Here is a 20,098-nt window from a genome sequence, read left to right as displayed (position 1 = left end):
AGCCCAGCTGGATCGCGGTTTTTTATTGCCTGCTCAAACACTCAATAATGTGGGGGCGGAGCCTCTTCCTCAAACGACTCAAACTGCCCGCCCATTTCTTCCTGACGCTTAAGCAAAACGGCCATCTGCGCCTGCAAACGGTCAACTGTGTTCTGCTGTTTTACCAATACATCATTCAATGCCTGAATGGTGTCATCTTGAAAAGCCAAGCGGCTCTCAAGATCCATAACCCGCTCTTCAAGCGTCACGACTTATCCTCCAAAAAAGTGAAAGCCTGTTTTAACTTGCTGCGAATTTCGTTCACCTGAGCTTCTGCGTAAGGCACTGCCGGGCGTTTGCCCCACACTGGGTCGGGCCACGCTGCATCGGTTCGATAACGCACAATCACATGCATATGCAGTTGACTCACCACATTGCCCAGCGTTGCTACATTCATCTTGTGCGCACCAAACAGCTCTTTGAGCACTCGCGCCACGTCTGTGGTTTCGCCCCACATCAGCTGCTGATCACTGTCATCCAACTGAAACAATTCACTAATACCCTCACGCCGCGGCACCAGGATAAACCACGGGTAATTCGAATCCTTGGACAGGAGCAATCGGCACAAGGGTAGATCCCCAATCAGCCAAGTGTCTTGGTCAAGACGTGTATCCAAAGTAAACACTGCGTGCTCTCCTGATTATCGGGGATATGTGTTCGAACTTGCACCCTGGGGTGAGGAGGTGCCAGTTCATGGACCGAAAGGATACCCTTGATTGCTTTGCATATCACGACACCTGCCTGGGGCCGTGAGTGGAATGCAGGTCAAAAGGATTATCAACAGAGGCCAGGCATTTGTGCACCAAAACTGAACAGCATGAGTGATTGAGTGCCCCCAAAACGTCACCGACCACCCCAACAAGTGTTAACCGGTAACGCTTTGCCCACTCACATCTCGCAAGGCTTGGCTTGCCGAGGAAAATAAACCCGAACCCAGCTTGCACAATTTACGACCCATCCGAGCGGTGTCTGGAGCTTTTTCTGAATCTGAACACCCGAAAAAAAATTTTCACAGGGCCTGCCTATTTTGAGCATGCTTGTTGCATAACCTCTGGATATAGCCGCACGGCCTGCGCTAAACGCAATGGCCAGATGACAAGCAACAGGTCACTCAACGGCGCACGATACTTCTGAAATGGATGCAGAGTATTTTTTTATGTGTCGCGGGTACTCATGACACAAGAAAAATAGCTGAAATACTGTTCACAGCTATGCTGTTGCGGCATCGCTGTAAAGAAACTGGAAGCTTATGAGAGCAAGTATCGCCAACATGGCCGGCGTGATATAAGTTTTCGCCGACACAAAAAGAAAGAGCCGCCCCAGATAAAAATTAAGGTGGGAGCGGCAGTACTCTTCCTAAAACCAAAGGAGCAAATCACGATGCGCGTGATGAAGTGGAGCATGATCGCACTGGCTGTTTCAGCCGGTACTACGCAGTTCGCAATGGCCTCGTCCCAGGACGAATCCAAAGGTTTTATCGAAGACAGCACCCTGACTTCCAAAACTCGCATGCTGTACATGAACCGTGACTTCCGTAACGGTGCCAGCAACCCTACCAACGGCGGCAAAAGTGGTTATCGCGAAGATTGGGGTCTGAGCGAACTGCTTAACTACGAGTCCGGCTTCACCCAAGGTACCGTTGGTGTAGGTGTGGATGCGTTCGCCATGGGTTCTCTGCGCCTGGACGGCGGCGCTGGTCGCCAGGGCAACGGCCTGTTTGGCAGCAAAAGCGATGGTTCTCCGGAAGATACTCAATCGAAAATCGGTGGCGCTGTTAAATTCCGCCTTTCCGATACCGTGTTGAAATACGGCAACCAGTTCGTGGCAAGCCCAGTTTTCTCGACCGATGACAGCCGCTTGCTGCCAGAAGTCGCCACCGGCACATTGATTACCAGCAAGGAAATCAAAGGCCTGGAGCTGTCTGCAGGCCGCTTCACGGCTCTGAGTTCGCAAACCGGCATGGCACGCGACAGCATCAACGGCCCGCATGAGCCAGGTCTGACCGCTGCAAACATTGCCGGTGCGACTTATCAGTTCACTGACAACCTTGTGGGTGGCGTAGCCGCATCCGACGTTGATGATTACTTCAAGAAGCAATACATCAACCTCAACTACACCCTGCCAATCGCTGAATCTCAAGCGCTTAACTTCGACCTCAACGGCTACAGAACGTCGAGCCAGGGTGAAGAGCGCGCAGGGGATGTCGACAACAAAATCTGGAGCTTGGCAGCTGCCTATAGCATCGGCGCCCACAAGTTCACCATCGCTCACCAGCGCTCCACCGGCGATAGCGGTTACTACTACGGCGTAGATGGCGGCGGCACTATTTTCCTCGCCAACTCCGTGCAGTACTCCGACTTTAACGGCAAAGACGAACGCTCCTGGCAGGGTCGCTACGACCTGAACATGGCTAGCTACGGCGTACCAGGTCTGAGCTTCATGGCTCGCTACGTCAAAGGCGACAACATCTCCACTGACACTGGCGAAGGCAAAGAACACGAGTTCGACTTCGAGAGCAAATACGTGATGCAGGAAGGCCCGGCAAAAGACCTGTCTTTCCGTCTGCGTAGCGCAATCTACCGCACCACCAGCAACTATGGTGCGGACACAAACGATGTTCGTGTGATCGTTGAGTACCCACTGAACATCTTGTAAGCAATGCCCTAGGTATTCGCTACGCAATCAATGTTTTGTGAAAGCCACGCCCCAGTTTAGGGACGTGGCTTTTTTATTTGCTTGCACCCTTATATATATAGCAAGCTAACTATCATACTCAGACACAAGACTTCTACGTTGCAACTTGGCTGTCGTGTATGAAGCTGAAACCACCTTTATGCAGGTACAAAAACAATTAAAGAGGCCTCGGCCCCTTTAAATGTTTGTTCCAGCATTGCTCACTGTTTATTGAGCTGCCACTTCCTGAACAACCCGCACAACACGCTGAGGAAATGGAATATCCACACCCTCGGCCTTCAAACGGTCACGGGCGTGCTCGTTGAACATAAACAGCACATCCCAGTAATTCGGGGTATCGACCCAAACACGCAAAGACATGGTAATAGCGCTATCACCCAGCGTGGTCACCACCACCACCGGGGCTGGGTCCTTGCGCACACGCGGGTCATCGGCCAGAGCCAGCAATACCTCACGAACCTTTTGCAGGTCTGCTTCGTAGTCGACGCCGACATCAAACACGACCTTGCGGGTAGGCTGGCGGTTGTAGTTGGTAATGATGCCGTTAGACAGATTACCGTTTGGCACGATGACGGTTTTGTTATCACCGGTACGCAAAACGGTATGGAAGATCTGAATACTGTCAACGGTACCGCTTACGCTCTGCGCCTCAATCCAGTCACCGATCTTGAATGGACGAAACAACAGGATCAGTACCCCACCCGCAAAGTTTGCCAGGCTGCCCTGCAAGGCGAGACCGATAGCCAAACCGGCAGCACCTATCGCAGCGACGAACGACGTGGTCTGGATACCAATCATCGAAGCAACGCTGACGACCAGTAAAATCTTGAGAATGATATTGGCCAGGCTACTGATAAAGCCTTGCAACGCCAGGTCAGCCTTTCTCAGCGCCAGCAATTGCCCAATCTTGACGGTCAACCGGTTGATCAACCACCAGCCTACCGCCAGGGTAACCAATGCCAGCAGCACACGACTGCCATATTCCATAATCATCGGGACCCAAGCCTGAGAGGCCTTGATCAACTGGTCAACTTCAGCATTCAAATCCACGTACTTCTCCTTACCTCATTCCCTGCGACGATTTAGAGCTACGATTTAAGCCTAGTCGTTTATGCAGTGCCCAGGAAATTCGGACGTCGACAACGCCCATAGGTTCCCGGGCCTGTTATCAGTCGCGGAAATTGTTGAATTGCAGCGGCAGATCAAATGTCTTGGCCCGCAGAGCCGCAATTGCCTCTTGCAAGTCATCGCGCTTTTTCCCGGTGATGCGCACTTGCTCACCCTGAATTGCTGCTTGAACTTTAAGCTTGGCGTCCTTGACGTGAGCCACTATCTTCTTCGCCAGTTCTTTGTCGATGCCTTCTTTAAGCACCACTTCCTGCTTCATCAACTTGCCCGACGCATAGGCATCCTTGATCTCAAGGCATTGCGCGTCGATCTTGCGCTTGATCAGCGCCAGTTTGAGAATCTCGATCATGGCTTCCAGCTGAAAGTCAGCCTCAGCGGTCATGTTGACGGTGAGGTCTTTCTCTTTGAACTCAAAAGAGCCTTTGCCTTTGAGGTCATAACGACGATCCAGCTCCTTGACGGCGTTCTCGACTGCGTTGGTGACTTCGTGCTTGTCCAGTTCGGATACCACGTCGAACGACGGCATGTGATTTTCTCCAATAACAAAGGGCGCACTCAACACAGATGGAGCGCGCCGGGTATGACAGTTAAAATGCGCGAGCATTATAGCGGTTCTTAAGCATCATTCACTTGCGAGCACACATGCCCCACTCAACCTTGCACCCTACCTCACTCCCAATGACCGATCAGGCTCAAGTCACCTGGCACATTCTGGGTGCCGGAAGCATGGGCATGCTGTGGGCGACGCGACTGGCCCGAGCCGGCTTGCCTGTCATGCTGATCATGCGTAACGCAGAGCGCTTGCGCACGTATAAAGCAGCGCAAGGTTTGACACTGGTGGAAGGCGAGCACTCGCAGCAATTTGCCATTCAGGCTCAAACCCCTGACAGCGACGGCCCCATCCAGCGCTTGCTGGTGACGTGCAAGGCTTATGACGCTGAACACGCCGTCAGGCAAATCGCCGGGCGATTAAGACCCAATGCAGAGCTGATTCTGCTGCAAAACGGTCTTGGTAGCCAACAAGCGGTCGCCAACCTTGTACCACAGGCACGCTGCATTTTTGCCTCTAGCACGGAAGGGGCTTTTCGTGAGAGTGACTGGCGAGTGGTGCATGCCGGTCACGGCCACACCTGGCTGGGAGACAGTGATCAGGATTGCCCCCCAACGTGGCTCAAAGAGCTTCAACAAAGCGGAATAAGCCACGAGTGGAGCTCAAATATCCTGACACGCTTGTGGCGCAAGCTGGCTTTGAATTGTGCAATCAACCCTCTGACAGTCCTTTACAACTGCCGTAATGGCGACTTGCAACGGCACAGCGACGAAGTCAACGTACTGTGCGTTGAGCTGAGCAACTTGCTGGCACACTGCGGACACGCTGAAGCCGCGCACGACCTTATCCCGGAAGTTAACCGCGTAATCCAGGCCACTGCCAATAACTACTCCTCCATGCACCAGGATGTAACCCAAGGCCGTCGTACTGAAATCAGCTACCTGCTGGGCTACGTCTGCGCTGCTGCCCGTGACAGCCAATTTACTGCAATGCATTTGCAGGCGCTGCACCAGCGCCTCAGCGAACACTTGCAACAGCACGGATTGCCCTGCGCCTGAGGCCCGCGCTACCCTGCTGGCTTGTTCTTCTGCAGATGACAACACCATGCCCTTGCGCCAGCGCCTTGAAAACCTTCCGGTAGGCCAGAAGCTTCTGGCCGCCCTTCTCGTCTTATTGGCCACGGTCTTGCTGGTTGCCAATCTGACGTTTATTAGCGCCGCTTACTGGATTTCCCACGAGAGCACGGCACCTCAAGCCCTGCAGACCCTTGGTCAGTTGGCATCAAAACCGGGCCTGATCGCCAATGCGCTTGATTCCGAGCAAAGCGCCCGGGCCCTGCTTCATGAAATGGGCACCTATGCCCCCCTGCGCGCCGCCGCTATTTATGATGGCGCTGGTGATCTTCTGACGCAGTTGCAACATGGCGAACATCTGGATCTACCCAAACACTACGCTCAAATCGAAGCCTGGCGCCTGACCGAGTTGCGCAGCACTCAGCTGACGCGACTGCCTCATGGCGATGCCCCTCCCGGTCATCTGTTGCTGATTGCCAGCAGCGAGTTACCAATGGCGTTTTACACCGGCACCTTGACCGCCAGCCTGGGCATTCTGATTTTCAGCGCCCTGCTCTGGTTTGTTGTGGCCCGGCAGATCAAACGCTTGATTACCCAACCCATACACCGCCTTGAAGAGCTGTCTCGGCAAGTCACGCGAGAAGAAAATTACGCATTGCGAGCTGCGGCGGGTAACAACGACGAAATTGGCAGTCTGGCCGAGGCATTCAATACCATGCTGTCGCGCATTGAAGCGCGCGAACAAGAGCTCAAACGCGCGCGCGATGAAGCCCAGGCGGCTTACGATCAGGCTCAGGCGCTTGCCGAGGAAACCCGACATACCAATCGCAAGCTGGAGCTGGAAGTCCAGGTTCGCAGTAAGATCGAGAGAAAACTCACCGGATTTCAGAAGTACCTGAACAGCATTATCGACTCTATGCCTTCAGCGCTGATCGCTCTGGACGAACAACTCTATGTCACTCAATGGAACCAGGAAGCCAGCGCCCTTTCGGGAACGCAGCTGGATGAAGCTCTCAATCAGCCGATCTACCTTGCCTTTGAGCCCCTTAAGCCTTTTTTGCCGCAACTTAAAGACACCATTGAGAACCATCGGGTGGTAAAGATAGAGCGGGTCACTTGGGGTCAGGGCGAAGAGGCCCGGCATTACGCGCTGACCTTTTACCCGCTGACTGGAGGGGGCGGACGCGGCGTGGTGATTCGAATCGATGACATCACGCAGCGGCTTTCTCTGGAAGACTTAATGGTGCAATCAGAAAAAATGCTCTCTGTGGGCGGGCTGGCGGCCGGCATGGCCCATGAGATCAACAATCCGCTCGGCGCCATTTTGCATAACGTACAAAACATTCGTCGACGCTTATCCAGCGAGCTGCCCAAGAACGTCGAACAGGCACAACAGGCCGGCATCGACCTGGAGGCTATCAACCGCTACTTGCAGGCCCGCGAAGTTCCAAAATTGCTCGACGGGATCCAACAGGCTGGCGCACGCGCAGCAAAAATCGTCACCCATATGCTCAGCTTCAGTCGGCGCAGCAATCGACAAATGAGCCCCTGCGATTTACCCGCACTGATTGATCAGGCGCTGGACATCGCCAGCAATGACTTTGACCTGACTATCGGTTTTGACTTCAAAGGCCATGCGGTAACACGCCAGTTCGACCCGCATCTGGGGCCCGTACCCTGCATTCCTAACGAGCTTGAGCAGGTGCTGCTGAATCTCCTGAAAAATGCCGCGCAAGCGATTCACCAGCGCCCTGACAAGCAACAGCCGGGGCATATCATCCTGCGCACAAAACTCAATCCGCCTTGGGCTGAAATTCAGGTCGAAGACAATGGTGTTGGCATGCCGGAGCACGTGCGCAAACGGATTTTCGAACCCTTTTTTACCACCAAAGAAGTCGGACAAGGTACCGGCCTTGGCCTGTCAGTGTCGTACTTCATTATTACCAATAACCATAAAGGCCAAATGGAAGTGCACTCAACACAGGGGCAAGGGACCTGTTTTACCCTGCGCCTGCCGCTGGCTGTCAATCCGATGCCACACGAATCAACCACAGTGGAATTGTAACCATGGGCTTTCGCTTATCGAAGATTTACACCCGCACCGGCGACAAAGGTGAAACCGGCCTGGGTGACGGCCGCCGCGTGCCCAAGGATCATCCGCGGGTAGAAGCCATTGGCGAAGTCGACACACTCAATAGCCAAGTGGGTTTGCTACTGGCAGGACTCGTCGAACAGAGCGCTGAATTCCCGGGATTGAACGAGTTGATCGAGGTACTGGAGCCCTGCCAGCATCGACTGTTTGACCTCGGCGGCGAGTTGGCCATGCCGGTGTATCAGGCGCTCGACAACCATGAGATTGAACGACTGGAAGCGGTGATTGATCGTTGGAACGAAGAAGTGGGGCCACTGGAGAATTTTATTCTGCCTGGAGGCTCCAGCCTGATTGCCCAAGCCCATGTGTGCCGAAGCGTGGCACGCAGCGCTGAGCGGCGATGCCAGCAGCTAAATGCGTTGGAACCGTTGGCCGGTGTGGGCTTGGCGTACATCAACCGACTGTCAGACTTGCTGTTTGTAGCGGCGAGGCTGATTGCCAGGCGCCAGGGTATTGCAGAAATACTCTGGCAGGCCGCAGCAAAACCTTAATAAATAGTTAAAGCCTGTAGCCGCTGCCGAAGGCTGCGATCGCGCGCGAAGCGTTCGCACAATGGAACACCTCGGCGTGCCAGGCTTTACGACGGCCTTGCCGCCGGATCGCAGCCTTCGTACCTCGTCAGCGGCTACAACAAATGCATCAGCCCTGATTCTGTGGCCAGAATGCGCGGATCCCGGCTACCCCCTGAGCACCCACCTGCCACGCCTGTTGACGATCATCAGGGCCCAGGCCACCCAACAGAAACACTGGCCTGCTGAAGTTCGCGATCAGTTGCTGCGCCTGCTGCCAGCCCAATGGCTGCGCATCAGGATGAGTTTGGGTCGGCAACACGGGCGAAAGCGTCACGAAATCCACATCCATTTGCTCAGCCAACGCCAGTTCTTCAGCGCTATGGCAAGACGCTGCCAACCAGCGATCTTTTGCAAGAGGACGACCTTTGGCGGCGTACTTGCGTAATTGATCAGCCGTTACGTGCCAGCCTGCGGAAGGAAAATCCCCCAGCCACTCAAACGGCCCTTTGAGCATCAACTGAGCCTTGCCTGCGCACAGCCCGGTCGCATCCACCGCCAAGTCGCGGTATTTAGGGTCATAACCGTTGGGTGCGCGTAACGAAACCAGTTTGATGCCGCCCGCGATGGCCTTCTGCAAACCGCGCAAAAGCTCAGGCGTTTCCAGCCCGTCCGGCGTGATCAAATACTGATCGGGCAAACGGGCAGCCGCCACAATCGGCTGATTGGCCGCCGGGAATTCATAGCCAGGCAAGTCGCGCGCAGACACCCAGGCCAGTGGCTGGCCTTCAACACCTCGAGGCTCGCCGGTAAAGGCCGAGACCTCCCAAACATCCAGCAACACCTGCTTATCCGGGTAATCGTGCTGAACCTTGATCAAAGGCCGCGCAGCGCTCACTAAAATGCCCAGCTCTTCTTGCAGCTCGCGCGCAAGCGCAGCTTCTACCGATTCGCCCGCTTCAACTTTGCCACCCGGAAATTCCCACAAACCGCCTTGATGCTGAGCGTCAGCGCGACGAGCGATCAGAATTTTGCCGTCTGTGCCTCGGATAACGGCCGCAGCCACATGAACTCGTTTCACTCTTTTGCTTCCTCCAGTCAGGTCGATCGTCGGGTTTACATACGGGCCAGTCATACAGACTCAACAGAATGGCCCGTCATGTCGAGACGACTTAGGTACGGTATTCGGCGTTGATTTTCACGTATTCATGAGACAAGTCTGTGGTCCAAATAGTCTCACTGCAATCGCCACGGCCCAACTCGATACGGATCGTGATTTCTTCACGAGCCATCACGGCCGACCCCTGCTCCTCAGTGTAAGTGGCCGAGCGCGCGCCGCCGCTGGCGATGCACACCTCACCCAGGAACACGTCAATTTTGCTGACATCCAGATCAGGCACACCGGCACGGCCCACAGCCGCCAGAATACGACCCCAGTTCGGATCGGAGGCAAACAGTGCAGTCTTGATCAATGGCGAATGGGCCACGGTGTAACCCACGTCCAGGCATTCCTGATGGTTACCGCCGCCATTCACTTCAACGGTCACAAACTTGGTCGCACCTTCGCCGTCTCGCACGATCGCTTGAGCCACGTCCATGCACACGTCCAATACCGCTTGCTTGAGTGCGTTGAACAGCAGGCCATTGGCTTCGGTGATTTCAGGCAGCGCTGCTTTGCCCGTGGCGATCAACATGCAGCAATCGTTGGTCGAGGTGTCGCCATCGATCGTGATGCGGTTGAAGGACTTGTTAGCGCCGTCGAGCAGCAGGTTTTGCAGCACCTCGCGGGATACTTTAGCGTCGGTTGCGATATAGCCCAGCATGGTCGCCATGTTAGGTCGAATCATGCCCGCGCCCTTACTGATACCCGTCACAGTGATGGTCACACCCTCGTGCTCGAACTGACGGCTGGCACCTTTAGGCAGGGTGTCGGTGGTCATGATACCGGTGGCCGCTTGCGCCCAGTTGTTCTCGGACAAATCATCCAGGGCTGCTTGCAAGGCCCCTTCGATCTTCTCGACCGGCAATGGCTCGCCGATTACGCCCGTGGAATACGGCAGTACCGCGCTGGCATCTACGCCCGCCAGCTCAGCCAATTTGGCACAAGTGCGGGTTGCAGCCACCAGACCTGGCTCGCCTGTGCCCGCGTTGGCATTGCCAGTGTTGGTCAGCAAATAGCGAATCGGGCCTTGTACACGTTGTTTGGCCAGAATCACAGGCGCAGCGCAAAAGGCATTCAGTGTGAACACCCCAGCCACGCTGGAACCTTCGGCGCAACGCATCACCACCACGTCCTTGCGACCCACACGCTTGATACCGGCTGAAGCGATACCCAGCTCAAAACCGGCTACCGGGTGCAAAGTAGGCAAAGGACCAAGACCAACAGCCATGACGCGCTCCTCAAAAAGTTCTATGCGCCGCCACAAAGGGGCGGGAATTCAATGGTAAAACGCCGCGACGGCTAATGCCGGTCGCGGCGCAGGTGTTTCAGCAGTTGAAGCGAGCGTTAGTTGATCTGCCCGTGGCAATGCTTGTATTTCTTGCCCGAGCCGCAGTAGCACAGCTCATTGCGGCCCAGCTTCTGCTCGTTACGAGCAGGTTCGGCAGGCGACACAACATCTTCTACGCTGGCGCCTTCGAGCACCTGAGCCAACGCTTCAGGTTCATCAAGACCCGGCGCTTCGGCATGTTCGAACTGCAACCGCGAAGCCAGATCTTCGGCTTCCTGGCGCAGACGGGACTCTTCTTCTACCGGATCTTCGCGACGAACCTGGACGTGGGACAAGACGCGGATCGAATCGCGCTTGATCGAATCCAGCAACTCGGAGAACAGGTTGAACGACTCGCGCTTGTATTCCTGCTTCGGGTTCTTCTGGGCATAGCCACGAAGATGGATACCGTGACGCAGGTGATCCATGGTCGCCAGGTGATCTTTCCACAAGTCGTCCAGCACGCGCAGGACAATTTGCTTCTCGAAGGTGCGCAACGCTTCCGGGCTGGCCTGCTCTTCTTTCTCGCGATAAGCCTCAAGCAAAGCGTCCAGCAACTTCTCGCGCAGGGTTTCTTCGTACAGGTGATCGTCTTCGTCGAGCCATTGCTGGATCGGAAGTTTGACACCAAAGCCGGTTTCGATCGCTGCTTCCAGCCCTTTAACGTCCCACTGCTCTGGCAACGACTGTGGCGGAATGTGGGCGTTAACGGTGCTTTCAAGCACGTCTTTACGGAAGTCCGCGATGGTTTCACCGATATTGTCGGCGGCCAGCAACGTGTTACGCATGTGATAAATCACTTTACGCTGTTCGTTGTTGACGTCATCGAACTCCAGCAATTGCTTACGGATATCGAAGTTGCGGCCTTCAACCTTGCGCTGAGCTTTTTCGATAGCGTTGGTCACCATGCGGTGTTCAATCGCTTCGCCAGACTGCATGCCCAAGGCCTTCATGAAGTTCTTCACCCGGTCAGAGGCAAAGATGCGCATCAGGCTGTCTTCCAGCGACAGGTAGAAACGGCTCGAACCCGCATCCCCCTGACGACCGGCACGACCGCGCAACTGGTTGTCGATACGGCGCGATTCATGACGCTCGGAAGCGATCACATGCAGGCCACCCGATTCCAGCACTTGCTGGTGGCGTTTCTGCCAGTCAGCCTTGATCTGGGCGATCTGCTCAGGGGTCGGGTTTTCCAGGGAGGCCACTTCGACTTCCCAGTTACCGCCCAACAGGATGTCAGTACCACGACCGGCCATGTTGGTGGCAATGGTCAGAGCACCCGGACGACCGGCCTGAGCAATGATTTCAGCTTCTTTTTCGTGGAACTTGGCGTTCAGAACCTTGTGCTCGATACCTTCCTGCTTCAACAGGTTGGACATGTGCTCGGAGGTTTCGATGGTCGCTGTACCCACCAGGACTGGACGGCCTTTGGCCATGCATTCCTTGATATCAGCCACGATGGCCGCGTATTTCTCTTCGGCGGTCAAAAACACCAGGTCGTTGTAGTCTTTACGTGCCAACGGCTTGTTCGGCGGAATAACCATCACCGACAGACCGTAGATCTGGTGGAATTCGAACGCTTCGGTGTCAGCCGTACCGGTCATGCCGGACAGTTTGTTGTACAGACGGAAGTAGTTCTGGAAGGTAGTCGAGGCCAATGTCTGGCTCTCTGCCTGAATATTCAGACCTTCCTTGGCTTCGATGGCCTGGTGCAGGCCCTCGGACAGGCGACGGCCCGGCATGGTACGGCCGGTGTGCTCATCAACCAGCAGCACCTGACCGTCTTCAACAATATATTCAACGTTGCGGTTGAACAGCTTGTGAGCGCGCAGTGCTGCGTACACGTGAGTCAACAGGCCCAGGTTGTGTGCCGAGTACAGGCTTTCGCCTTCTGCGAGCAAACCGATCTGGGTCAGCATCTCTTCAACGAACTGGTGACCGGCTTCATTGAGTTCGACCTGACGGGTCTTCTCGTCGATGGTGTAGTGACCCTGCTTGGTCACCTCGCCTTCAACTTCTTCAATGTGCTGTTCAAGACGCGGGATCAGCTTGTTGATTTCGATGTACAGCTTGGAGCTGTCTTCAGCCTGGCCGGAGATGATCAGCGGTGTACGGGCTTCGTCGATCAGGATGGAGTCGACTTCGTCGATCACGGCGAAATTCAGCTCGCGCTGGAATTTCTCTTCCATGCTGAACGCCATGTTGTCGCGCAGGTAATCGAAACCGAACTCGTTGTTGGTGCCGTAAGTGATGTCGGCCGCGTACGCTTCGCGCTTTTCCTGAGGCGGCTGGAACGGCGTAACCACGCCGACCGTCAGGCCCAGGAATTCATAAAGCGGACGCATCCAGTTGGCATCACGACGTGCAAGATAGTCGTTCACGGTTACAACGTGTACGCCCTTGCCGGACAACGCATTGAGGTAAACACCCAAGGTTGCGACCAAGGTCTTGCCTTCACCGGTACGCATTTCTGCGATCATGCCTTCGTGCAAGGTCATGCCACCGATCAACTGAACGTCAAAATGGCGCATGCCCATGACGCGCTTGCCTGCTTCACGACAGACCGCAAAGGCTTCCGGCAACAGTTGATCGAGGGTCTCGCCTTTGGCTATGCGGGCCTTGAACTCTTCGGTCTTGGCGCGCAATTGCTCATCGGTCAGAGCAACCATTTGCTCTTCGAGTGAGTTGACGATCTGTACCGTCTTGAGCATGCGTTTAACTTCGCGCTCGTTCTTGCTTCCAAAAAGTTTCTTTAACAAAGGCGCAAACATATCGGCAGGATCTTCCACACATAGGGATGGAGGGCGGCCCCGTGAGTCGCCCGAGCAGCCCTGATGGCCGCATGCGAGCGAGCATTCTACCCGGAAACGTCGGTGAGGAAAGTGGCGTTATTCCACGATACTGGTGCAGCGTTGTGACGGGGCCTCTCTAAAATAAGGCCTTTTGGCTGAACTTCAACCCATCAAACGCATAAGTTACTCATTGATTTCACAAATATTCTTCATCAAGCCCTGAGCATGACGAGTGATTCGGGTGGTTTCTGCTAAGATTGCGGCTCTGTTCTATCAGGTGTCTGCACATGGCATTTCGCCCACACCCGGCACGGGCACCCTCCGTTCTGCTGCGCGAGGCCAAGCCTCTAAAAGCTATTTTTGGCCACGCAAAGCGTCTGGCGCACTTGCAGCGCCTGCTTGAAAGCCAATTACAGCCGGCTGCCCGCGAACATTGTCACGTGGCTTCATGGCGTGAAGGCAGTCTTTTGCTAATCGTGACTGACGGACATTGGGCCACTCGCCTGCGTTATCAGCAAAAGCGTTTGCAGCGCCAACTTCAGGCATTTGACGAATTCGCCAGCCTGACCCGCATTCTCTTCAAAGTGCAGCCGCCAACAGTGCAGGCCAAAGTGGCCGGCCATACACTCGACCTTTCAGTCGATGCAGGCCAGACCATTCAGGCGACAGCCGATGGCATCAGCGACCCGGCGTTGCGAGCCGCCCTTGAGCGGCTGGCCAGTCACGCCAAGCCCAAAGGCTCCTCACAGACCTGAGGGACGCGCCCTGCGATAACCAGCAACATGCGCAGCGATGGATTATTTACGCTTGCTGCCGCCCAATAGCGACCCCATTAAGCCACGTACCAATTGTCGGCCCATCTGACTCGCAGCCTGACGCGCCATTGACTGCAATGCCTTGCCCGCCGTGGTACCCAGAAAGGCCCCCGCCTGATCAAGAAGCCCCGGCTCGGACTTGGACGGTTCAGCGTTTTGTGGTGCCTGGCCCTTGCGAGCCATGAGCACTTCATAGGCCGACTCCCGATCAATCGGTTTGTCGTAGCGCCCTTGCAGGGGCGAGGTCGCTATGAGCGCAGCGCGTTCTGCTTCCGTCAGCGGGCCGATTCGCGACTGCGGCGGCGCAATCATTACCCGCTGCACCATGGCCGGTGTACCTTTTTCCTCAAGCATGCCGACCAATGCCTCGCCCGTGCCCAGCTCGGTCAGTACCGCCAACGCATCGAACGCCGGATTAGGGCGAAACCCTTCTGCCACAGCCTTCAGCGACTTTTGTTCCTTGGCCGTGAACGCCCGCAGCCCATGCTGAATACGCAAACCCAACTGGGCAAGCACGGCATCGGGCAAATCCGCGGGCGACTGCGTGACAAAATAAACCCCGACTCCTTTGGAGCGTATCAACCGAACCACTTGTTCCAGACGGTCTTGTAACGCCTTGGGCGTTCCGGCAAAGAGCAAATGGGCCTCGTCAAAAAACAGCGCCAGCAAAGGTTTATCGGCATCGCCGCGCTCTGGCAACTGCTCAAAAAGCTCAGCCAATAGCCACAACAGGAAGGTGGCATACACCTTGGGCGCTTCATGCACCAGGCGACTGGCGTCGAGCAGGTGAATCCGACCGCGACCATCGCTGGCAGGTTGCAGAATGTCCTCAAGTTGCAGAGCAGGCTCACCAAACAGTGCCTCAGCACCCTGCTGCTCAAGTGTTGAGAGGCGACGCAACAACGCTTGACTAGACCCCGTAGTCATCAAGGCCGCGTCGTCGCCCAACACTTCAGGGTTGTCACGCAGATGATTAAGCAAGGCTTTGAGATCTTTTAAATCCAGCAGCAACAACCCTTCACGATCAGCCACTTTGAAGGCTGCATACAGTGCCGACTGCTGGCTATCGGTCAATTCCAGCAGACTGCCCAGCAATAACGGCCCCATTTCGCTCAATGTTGTACGCAATGGATGACCCGTTTTACCGGCTATGTCCCACAACGTTACCGGATACGCCTTAGGCTGATAGTTGAGCCACGGCATTGTGCCTATGCGCTCGGCGATTTTGCCCTGCGGGTTGCCCGCTGCACCCAGCCCACACAGGTCGCCCTTTATGTCAGCGGCAAATACGGCCACTCCGGCATCACTGAACTGTTCAGCCAAGCGTTGAAGGGTGACGGTTTTACCCGTCCCGGTGGCCCCCGCGATCAAACCGTGACGATTTGCCAGGCGCAACGATTGAGCAATCGGCTGACCGGCAAGGTCAGCGCCAAGTTGAAGAGAAGACGAGTCAGGCATATTGCCACCTTTTATTAATCTTTCGCGATCCAGCGTCGATATAACGTTAATGCTAGACCAGAAAAAAACGGATTTTGTACGGATAAACTCGCCACCGACAAATCTCGCCTCCGATTTTGGCGGCGGTTCAGACAGTGCGCTTTTTTCCAGGGTGTTGGCATTACATTTTTCTTTGCGGATTCTTCAAGCCATGAATAAAAACCTTCGTTTCAGCCACAAGATCCTGCTTGCCGCGTCCTTGATCGTGATCGCCGCGTTTTCGCTCTTTACGGTGTACAACGACTATCTGCAGCGCAACGCCATCAGCAACAACCTCAACAGTTATCTGCATGAAATGGGCAGCGTGACGGCCAACAATATTCAGACATGGCTGGGTGGACGCACCCTGCTGGTTGAAAACCTTGCCGAGTCCATTGCCATCAACCCTGAACCTGCCCAACTGGCCAGCCTGCTTGAGCAGAAGGCGCTGAGCAGTACCTTTATGGCCGTTTACTATGGCGACAATCAAGGCGGCTTTACCATGCGCCCCGACAGCAAGATGCCGGAGGGCTTCGACCCGCGCACCCGGCTTTGGTACAAAGGCGCACTGAACAGCAATACGGCAAGCCTGACCGAACCCTTTATAGACGTTGTCACCGGGCAGATGATTATTTCAATTGGCGCCGCGGTGAAAAAAGCCGGTCAAACCCTAGGCGTGGCGGGCGCGGATCTGAACCTGCAAACCATCAGCGATACCATCAACGCCCTGAACTTCAACGGCATGGGCTACGCCTTCTTGATCAACGCTGACGGGAAAATTCTGGCTCACCCGGACAAATCCCTGATCACTCAGAACCTGGCCGACATTTACCCGGATAACACCCCGCCAATCAGCATTCAAATCAGTGAGACCCAGCTAAACGGCAGCCCCCGAATTGTGACCTTTGCGCCGATCAAAGGGCTGGGTACGGTCAATTGGTACATCGGCCTGTCGATCGATAAAGATCAGGCCTTTGCAGCACTGAGTACTTTCCGCACTTCAGCGATCATTGCCACAGCCGTTGCCGTGATTTCGATCATTGCCCTGCTTGGCTTGCTGATCCGCCTGCTGATGCAACCGCTGCACGTGATGACCCGCGCCATGCAAAACATTGCCGAGGGCGAAGGCGATCTGACCCGCCGCCTGAGCATCGAGTCCAATGACGAATTCGGCACGCTGGGGAATGCGTTCAACCGTTTTGTAGAACGCATTCACACCTCCATGACTCAAGTGTCGTCGGCAACCCAGCAAGTCAACGAAGTGGCCATCCGCGTTGTCAGCGCCTCCAACTCATCGCTGCTCAACTCTGATGAGCAAGCCAGCCGCACCAACAGCGTCGCAGCCGCTATCAATGAGCTGGGTGCTGCGGCGCAGGAAATTGCCCGCAACGCAGCTCAAGCGTCACATCAAGCCAGCGATGCGCGCGGCCTGGCTGAAGAAGGCCAGCAGGTGGTTGAGCGCAGCATCGGGTCGATGCAGCAGCTGTCGCAGTTGCTCGCCACTTCCAGCAGCCATATCGAGTCGTTGAATGCCAAGACGGTCAATATCGGGCAAATCCTTGAAGTGATCACCAGCATTTCTCAACAAACCAACCTGTTGGCGCTCAATGCCGCCATTGAGGCAGCCCGTGCAGGCGAAGCCGGGCGTGGCTTTGCCGTGGTCGCAGACGAAGTGCGCAACCTTGCGCACCGCACCCAGGAGTCGGCCCAGCAAGTGCAAAGCATGATTGAAGAGTTACAGATCAGCGCGCGGGAGTCGGTCAGCACCATGGAGCAAAGTCAGCGCCACAGCCAGGACAGCGTGGTGATCGCCAATAGCGCAGGCGAACGTCTGGTCAGTGTGACCCAACGCATTGGCGAGATTGATGGCATGAATCAGTCTGTCGCGACCGCCACCGAAGAGCAGACGTCAGTGGTTGAGTCCATCAATATGGACATTACTGAAATCAACACGCTGAATCAGGAAGGCGTTGAAAATCTTCAGTCCACCCTCAGAGCCTGCACGGATCTGGAGCAGCAAGCCGCGCGCCTCAAGCAACTGGTGGGCAGTTTCCGCATCTGATCACGCCTCGCAGCACACCGCTTGACTGCGTCATGAGCAGTCAAGCGGCATTTTGACCGGCCAAAAACTTGCGAACATCTATCATCCAATAAGGGCACCCCTCAGGACGCTGGATATTCAAAGGATTCAAGGCCGTGCATATTGCTGACATCACGATGTTCTACGCACCCGCCAGTGGCGGTGTGCGCACTTACCTGGATGCCAAACACCGACGCCTGAGCCGCTTGCCAGGGATCCGGCACAGCCTTTTGATACCGGGCAGCGACCGCACCGTTCAGGATGGTATTTATCAGGTTCCCTCCCCCGTCCTGCCCTTTGGCAACGGCTTTCGCTTCCCGATCCGTTTGGCGCCCTGGTGCAATATTTTGCAAGGCCTGAAACCCGACGTGATCGAAGTTGGCGACCCCTACCTCACCGCATGGGCTGCACTGGATGCGCGCCGTCAGCTAGACGTCCCGGTCATCGGGTTTTATCACTCGGATTTGCCACTGCTGGTACGCAACCGCATGGGCAACTGGTTGACCCCCAACGCTGAAGCGTATGTCAGCCGCCTGTACAGAAATTTTGACCGGGTGCTGGCCCCGAGCCAGATCATGGCAAATAAATTGATCGAGCTGGGCGTCGACAATGTGTTCGTACAAGCACTGGGCGTCGATTTACAGACGTTTAACCCCCAACACAGGGATCCCGACTTGCGCGCCGAGCTAGGCATAGATCCAGACACCCACTTGCTGATTTTTGCCGGGCGAGGCTCCAGAGAGAAAAATCTGCACGTCCTGCTGGATTGCATGCGCAATCTCGGTAAAGCCTGGCATCTCTTGCTGGTCGGCTCGCAAATGCCGTCACAGGTGCCGGATAACGTGACCGTTGTCGATCATTTTTGCCCAGGCGCACAGGTGGCGCGCTATATGGCCAGCGCCGATGCATTGGTGCATGCCGGCGATCAGGAAACTTTTGGCTTGGTGATTCTTGAAGCCATGGCCAGTGGCATTCCGGTGGTCGCCGTCGACGCCGGTGCATTCAGCGAGCTGGTACACGATGAAGTGGGCCTTCTGTGCCAGCCGAACAACCCGCAAGCGATGGCCGATGCAGTGCGTGAGCTGTTCACCCACGGCCCGGTGCAGCACGGCCGTCTGGCACGCCAGCATGCCGAGCGGCATTACTCCTGGGATCGTGTCGTACAGGACCTGCTCATTCATTACCACGCCGTGCTCGGCACTGAGCAACCTGTGGTTGCCCATGTCTGACCTGTCTGTTGCACTCGTGCTGCATGATGTGGCACCACAGACCTGGCCCGATTATCAGCCGTTTGTCGAGGCTGTGGACGCACTGGGCTCGATCCCGATCACATGGCTGGTGGTGCCCGATTTTCACCACTGCGGCTCACTGAACGGAGCCGATGCATTTCGACAGATGCTCGACAACCGAGTCAACAAAGGCGATGAGTTGGCGTTGCATGGATATTTTCACGCCGATGACCAGCCCGCTCCGCGCACACCCTACGATTGGTTTATGCGCCGGGTGTATACCTGGGAGGGTGAGTTTTATACGTTATCCGAAGCACAGGCATTGAGCCGATTGCAGCAGGGGCTGGAGCTGTTTGAACGCTATCAGTGGCCCGTGCAGGGGTTTGTCGCCCCGGCATGGCTGATGAGTGAGGGCACGCGTCGCGCCTTAAGCAAACTACCTCTGAGCTATACCAGCGACCCACAGAACCTCTACCGTCTGCCGGATTTTTCTGCCGTCAAAGCACCAGGTCTTGTCTGGAGTGCGGGCAGCGCATGGCGGCGGGGCCTGTCAAAAGCAGTGAGTAACGTGCGTGAGCAGCGTTGGCAAGACGCCCCCCTGATAAGACTGGGGTTGCATCCGGTCGATATGCGCCATCGTTTTTCCCGCAACTACTGGTTCGAGACCCTGCAACGGCTGATTGCCAACGGCCGCAAGCCCGTGACCAAGAGTACCTGGCTAAGCACCGGACTTACCCGAGAAAGGCTCTGAGGGGCTGCCGAGCTCATCAGGCAACGGCGGATTGAGCGTTAACCACAAGGCACGCGCATCGGCAAAGTCGGTGCCATCCTCCGCGCTTAAGGCTTGGGGATCGTAGCGGCTTAAGCAGCCCTCCCCAAGCGTCGGAGGCGGCGTTGAAGTGGCTTTATCCAGAGGGTCAGTCATTTCGCACATCCTCGCCGCTTACACTCAAACCACAACAGTTGCCATCGGCTGCACCCTTTGCAGTGGCCGTTAAAACTGGTTATCAGTCATTACGATCGCTTCGCAATCGGACGTCGCCTGCGGCAACTGCTACGAATTTACAGCTTT

Annotated in this window: 17 protein-coding genes and 1 pseudogene; 9 read left to right on the top strand and 9 right to left on the bottom strand. The window is 55.8% G+C overall.

All coding sequences use genetic code 11. The features are described 5' to 3' along the window. Positions 1–41: 41 nt before the first annotated feature. Together FJD38_RS18220 and FJD38_RS18215 are read right to left on the bottom strand one after the other, a co-directional pair. Positions 42–248 carry a SlyX family protein gene (locus FJD38_RS18220; protein WP_122783112.1) on the bottom strand — a complete coding sequence of 69 codons (207 nt, stop codon included), beginning with the start codon at positions 246–248 and terminating at the stop codon, positions 42–44. After that, positions 245–664 carry an HIT domain-containing protein gene (locus tag FJD38_RS18215; RefSeq protein ID WP_146386745.1) on the bottom strand — a complete coding sequence of 140 codons (420 nt, stop codon included), beginning with the start codon at positions 662–664 and terminating at the stop codon, positions 245–247. Before FJD38_RS18215 ends, FJD38_RS18220 begins: the two co-directional genes overlap by 4 nt. Positions 665–1,419: 755 nt before the next feature. On the opposite strand from FJD38_RS18215, the gene FJD38_RS18210 reads away from it, so the two are divergent. After that, complete coding sequence (locus tag FJD38_RS18210) at positions 1,420–2,694, top strand: OprD family porin (protein WP_122783110.1); 1,275 nt, start codon at positions 1,420–1,422, stop codon at positions 2,692–2,694. 246 nt (positions 2,695–2,940) lie between these two features. On the opposite strand, the gene FJD38_RS18205 is transcribed toward FJD38_RS18210, so the two are convergent. Both FJD38_RS18205 and FJD38_RS18200 read right to left on the bottom strand, forming a co-directional pair. Beyond that, the gene (locus FJD38_RS18205) at positions 2,941–3,783 is read right to left on the bottom strand and encodes a mechanosensitive ion channel family protein (protein WP_122783109.1); all 843 of its coding nucleotides are present in this window, start codon (positions 3,781–3,783) and stop codon (positions 2,941–2,943) included. Positions 3,784–3,901: 118 nt separating this feature from the next. Next, on the bottom strand, positions 3,902–4,387 hold the full coding sequence (locus FJD38_RS18200) for a YajQ family cyclic di-GMP-binding protein (protein ID WP_122783108.1): 486 nt from the start codon (positions 4,385–4,387) through the stop codon (positions 3,902–3,904). Positions 4,388–4,539: 152 nt separating this feature from the next. On the opposite strand from FJD38_RS18200, the gene FJD38_RS18195 reads away from it, so the two are divergent. The 3 genes from FJD38_RS18195 to FJD38_RS18185 are packed head-to-tail and all read left to right on the top strand — an operon-like array spanning position 4,540 to position 8,127. Then, a complete protein-coding gene (locus FJD38_RS18195; RefSeq protein ID WP_146386898.1) occupies positions 4,540–5,469 on the top strand; it encodes a putative 2-dehydropantoate 2-reductase in 930 nt (309 codons plus the stop codon). 46 nt (positions 5,470–5,515) lie between these two features. Then, entirely contained in the window at positions 5,516–7,549 is a 2,034-nt protein-coding gene (locus tag FJD38_RS18190; protein ID WP_146386743.1) for a sensor histidine kinase, read from the top strand. A gap of 2 nt (positions 7,550–7,551) precedes the next feature. Next, the gene (locus tag FJD38_RS18185; RefSeq protein ID WP_122783105.1) at positions 7,552–8,127 is read left to right on the top strand and encodes a cob(I)yrinic acid a,c-diamide adenosyltransferase; all 576 of its coding nucleotides are present in this window, start codon (positions 7,552–7,554) and stop codon (positions 8,125–8,127) included. 148 nt (positions 8,128–8,275) lie between these two features. Here FJD38_RS18185 and FJD38_RS18180 read toward each other — a convergent pair whose 3' ends face one another. The 3 genes from FJD38_RS18180 to secA all read right to left on the bottom strand — a co-directional run bounded on the left by FJD38_RS18180 (position 8,276) and on the right by secA (position 13,405). Further along, the gene (locus FJD38_RS18180; RefSeq protein WP_122783104.1) at positions 8,276–9,226 is read right to left on the bottom strand and encodes a Nudix family hydrolase; all 951 of its coding nucleotides are present in this window, start codon (positions 9,224–9,226) and stop codon (positions 8,276–8,278) included. A 91-nt stretch (positions 9,227–9,317) separates the two neighbouring features. After that, entirely contained in the window at positions 9,318–10,535 is a 1,218-nt protein-coding gene (gene argJ / locus FJD38_RS18175; protein WP_146386741.1) for a bifunctional glutamate N-acetyltransferase/amino-acid acetyltransferase ArgJ, read from the bottom strand. A 116-nt stretch (positions 10,536–10,651) separates the two neighbouring features. Next, positions 10,652–13,405: a preprotein translocase subunit SecA gene (secA, locus tag FJD38_RS18170; protein ID WP_122783102.1), complete on the bottom strand. Its 2,754-nt coding sequence runs from the start codon at positions 13,403–13,405 to the stop codon at positions 10,652–10,654. 308 nt (positions 13,406–13,713) lie between these two features. Here secA and FJD38_RS18165 point away from each other — a divergent pair, with 308 nt between their 5' ends. Then, on the top strand, positions 13,714–14,181 hold the full coding sequence (locus FJD38_RS18165) for a DUF721 domain-containing protein (RefSeq protein WP_122783101.1): 468 nt from the start codon (positions 13,714–13,716) through the stop codon (positions 14,179–14,181). A gap of 42 nt (positions 14,182–14,223) precedes the next feature. Here FJD38_RS18165 and FJD38_RS18160 read toward each other — a convergent pair whose 3' ends face one another. After that, complete coding sequence (locus FJD38_RS18160; protein ID WP_122783100.1) at positions 14,224–15,699, bottom strand: helicase HerA-like domain-containing protein; 1,476 nt, start codon at positions 15,697–15,699, stop codon at positions 14,224–14,226. A gap of 49 nt (positions 15,700–15,748) precedes the next feature. Between FJD38_RS18160 and FJD38_RS25165 the strand changes: the two are divergent. From FJD38_RS25165 to gpgD, 4 genes and pseudogenes are all read left to right on the top strand, one after another. After that, positions 15,749–16,921: pseudogene (locus FJD38_RS25165) on the top strand (HAMP domain-containing protein); the annotation flags it as partial. A gap of 18 nt (positions 16,922–16,939) precedes the next feature. Continuing rightward, the gene (locus FJD38_RS25160) at positions 16,940–17,779 is read left to right on the top strand and encodes a methyl-accepting chemotaxis protein (RefSeq protein WP_425281171.1); all 840 of its coding nucleotides are present in this window, start codon (positions 16,940–16,942) and stop codon (positions 17,777–17,779) included. Positions 17,780–17,913: 134 nt separating this feature from the next. Next, entirely contained in the window at positions 17,914–19,026 is a 1,113-nt protein-coding gene (gene gpgS / locus FJD38_RS18150; protein WP_122783098.1) for an N-acetylglucosaminyl phosphatidylglycerol synthase, read from the top strand. Then, positions 19,019–19,777 carry an N-acetylglucosaminyl phosphatidylglycerol deacetylase gene (gene gpgD, locus FJD38_RS18145; RefSeq protein WP_122783097.1) on the top strand — a complete coding sequence of 253 codons (759 nt, stop codon included), beginning with the start codon at positions 19,019–19,021 and terminating at the stop codon, positions 19,775–19,777. The genes gpgS and gpgD overlap by 8 nt, the downstream gene beginning before the upstream one ends. Here gpgD and FJD38_RS18140 read toward each other — a convergent pair. Then, positions 19,745–19,951 (bottom strand): hypothetical protein, encoded by a 207-nt coding sequence (locus FJD38_RS18140; RefSeq protein WP_146386737.1) that lies wholly within the window; start codon positions 19,949–19,951, stop codon positions 19,745–19,747. The genes gpgD and FJD38_RS18140 overlap by 33 nt on opposite strands. Positions 19,952–20,098 lie beyond the last annotated feature (147 nt).

Source organism: Pseudomonas saxonica (genome assembly GCF_007858365.1).
Lineage (GTDB): Bacteria > Pseudomonadota > Gammaproteobacteria > Pseudomonadales > Pseudomonadaceae > Aquipseudomonas > Aquipseudomonas saxonica.
The sequence above is the reverse complement of the archived record's forward strand: the minus strand, read 5'-3'. Positions and strand labels throughout refer to the sequence as shown.

Excerpts from the sequence above, each read along its gene's own strand:
- FJD38_RS18210 (WP_122783110.1), top strand. The coding sequence starts at position 1,420 with ATGCGCGTGATGAAGTGGAGCATGATCGCACTGGCTGTTTCAGCCGGT.
- FJD38_RS18200 (WP_122783108.1), bottom strand. The coding sequence starts at position 4,387 with ATGCCGTCGTTCGACGTGGTATCCGAACTGGACAAGCACGAAGTCACC.
- FJD38_RS18195 (WP_146386898.1), top strand. The coding sequence starts at position 4,540 with ATGACCGATCAGGCTCAAGTCACCTGGCACATTCTGGGTGCCGGAAGC.
- FJD38_RS18190 (WP_146386743.1), top strand. The coding sequence starts at position 5,516 with ATGCCCTTGCGCCAGCGCCTTGAAAACCTTCCGGTAGGCCAGAAGCTT.
- FJD38_RS18185 (WP_122783105.1), top strand. The coding sequence starts at position 7,552 with ATGGGCTTTCGCTTATCGAAGATTTACACCCGCACCGGCGACAAAGGT.
- argJ (WP_146386741.1), bottom strand. The coding sequence starts at position 10,535 with ATGGCTGTTGGTCTTGGTCCTTTGCCTACTTTGCACCCGGTAGCCGGT.
- secA (WP_122783102.1), bottom strand. The coding sequence starts at position 13,405 with ATGTTTGCGCCTTTGTTAAAGAAACTTTTTGGAAGCAAGAACGAGCGC.
- FJD38_RS18165 (WP_122783101.1), top strand. The coding sequence starts at position 13,714 with ATGGCATTTCGCCCACACCCGGCACGGGCACCCTCCGTTCTGCTGCGC.
- FJD38_RS18160 (WP_122783100.1), bottom strand. The coding sequence starts at position 15,699 with ATGCCTGACTCGTCTTCTCTTCAACTTGGCGCTGACCTTGCCGGTCAG.
- FJD38_RS25160 (WP_425281171.1), top strand. The coding sequence starts at position 16,940 with ATGACTCAAGTGTCGTCGGCAACCCAGCAAGTCAACGAAGTGGCCATC.
- gpgD (WP_122783097.1), top strand. The coding sequence starts at position 19,019 with ATGTCTGACCTGTCTGTTGCACTCGTGCTGCATGATGTGGCACCACAG.
- FJD38_RS18140 (WP_146386737.1), bottom strand. The coding sequence starts at position 19,951 with ATGACTGACCCTCTGGATAAAGCCACTTCAACGCCGCCTCCGACGCTT.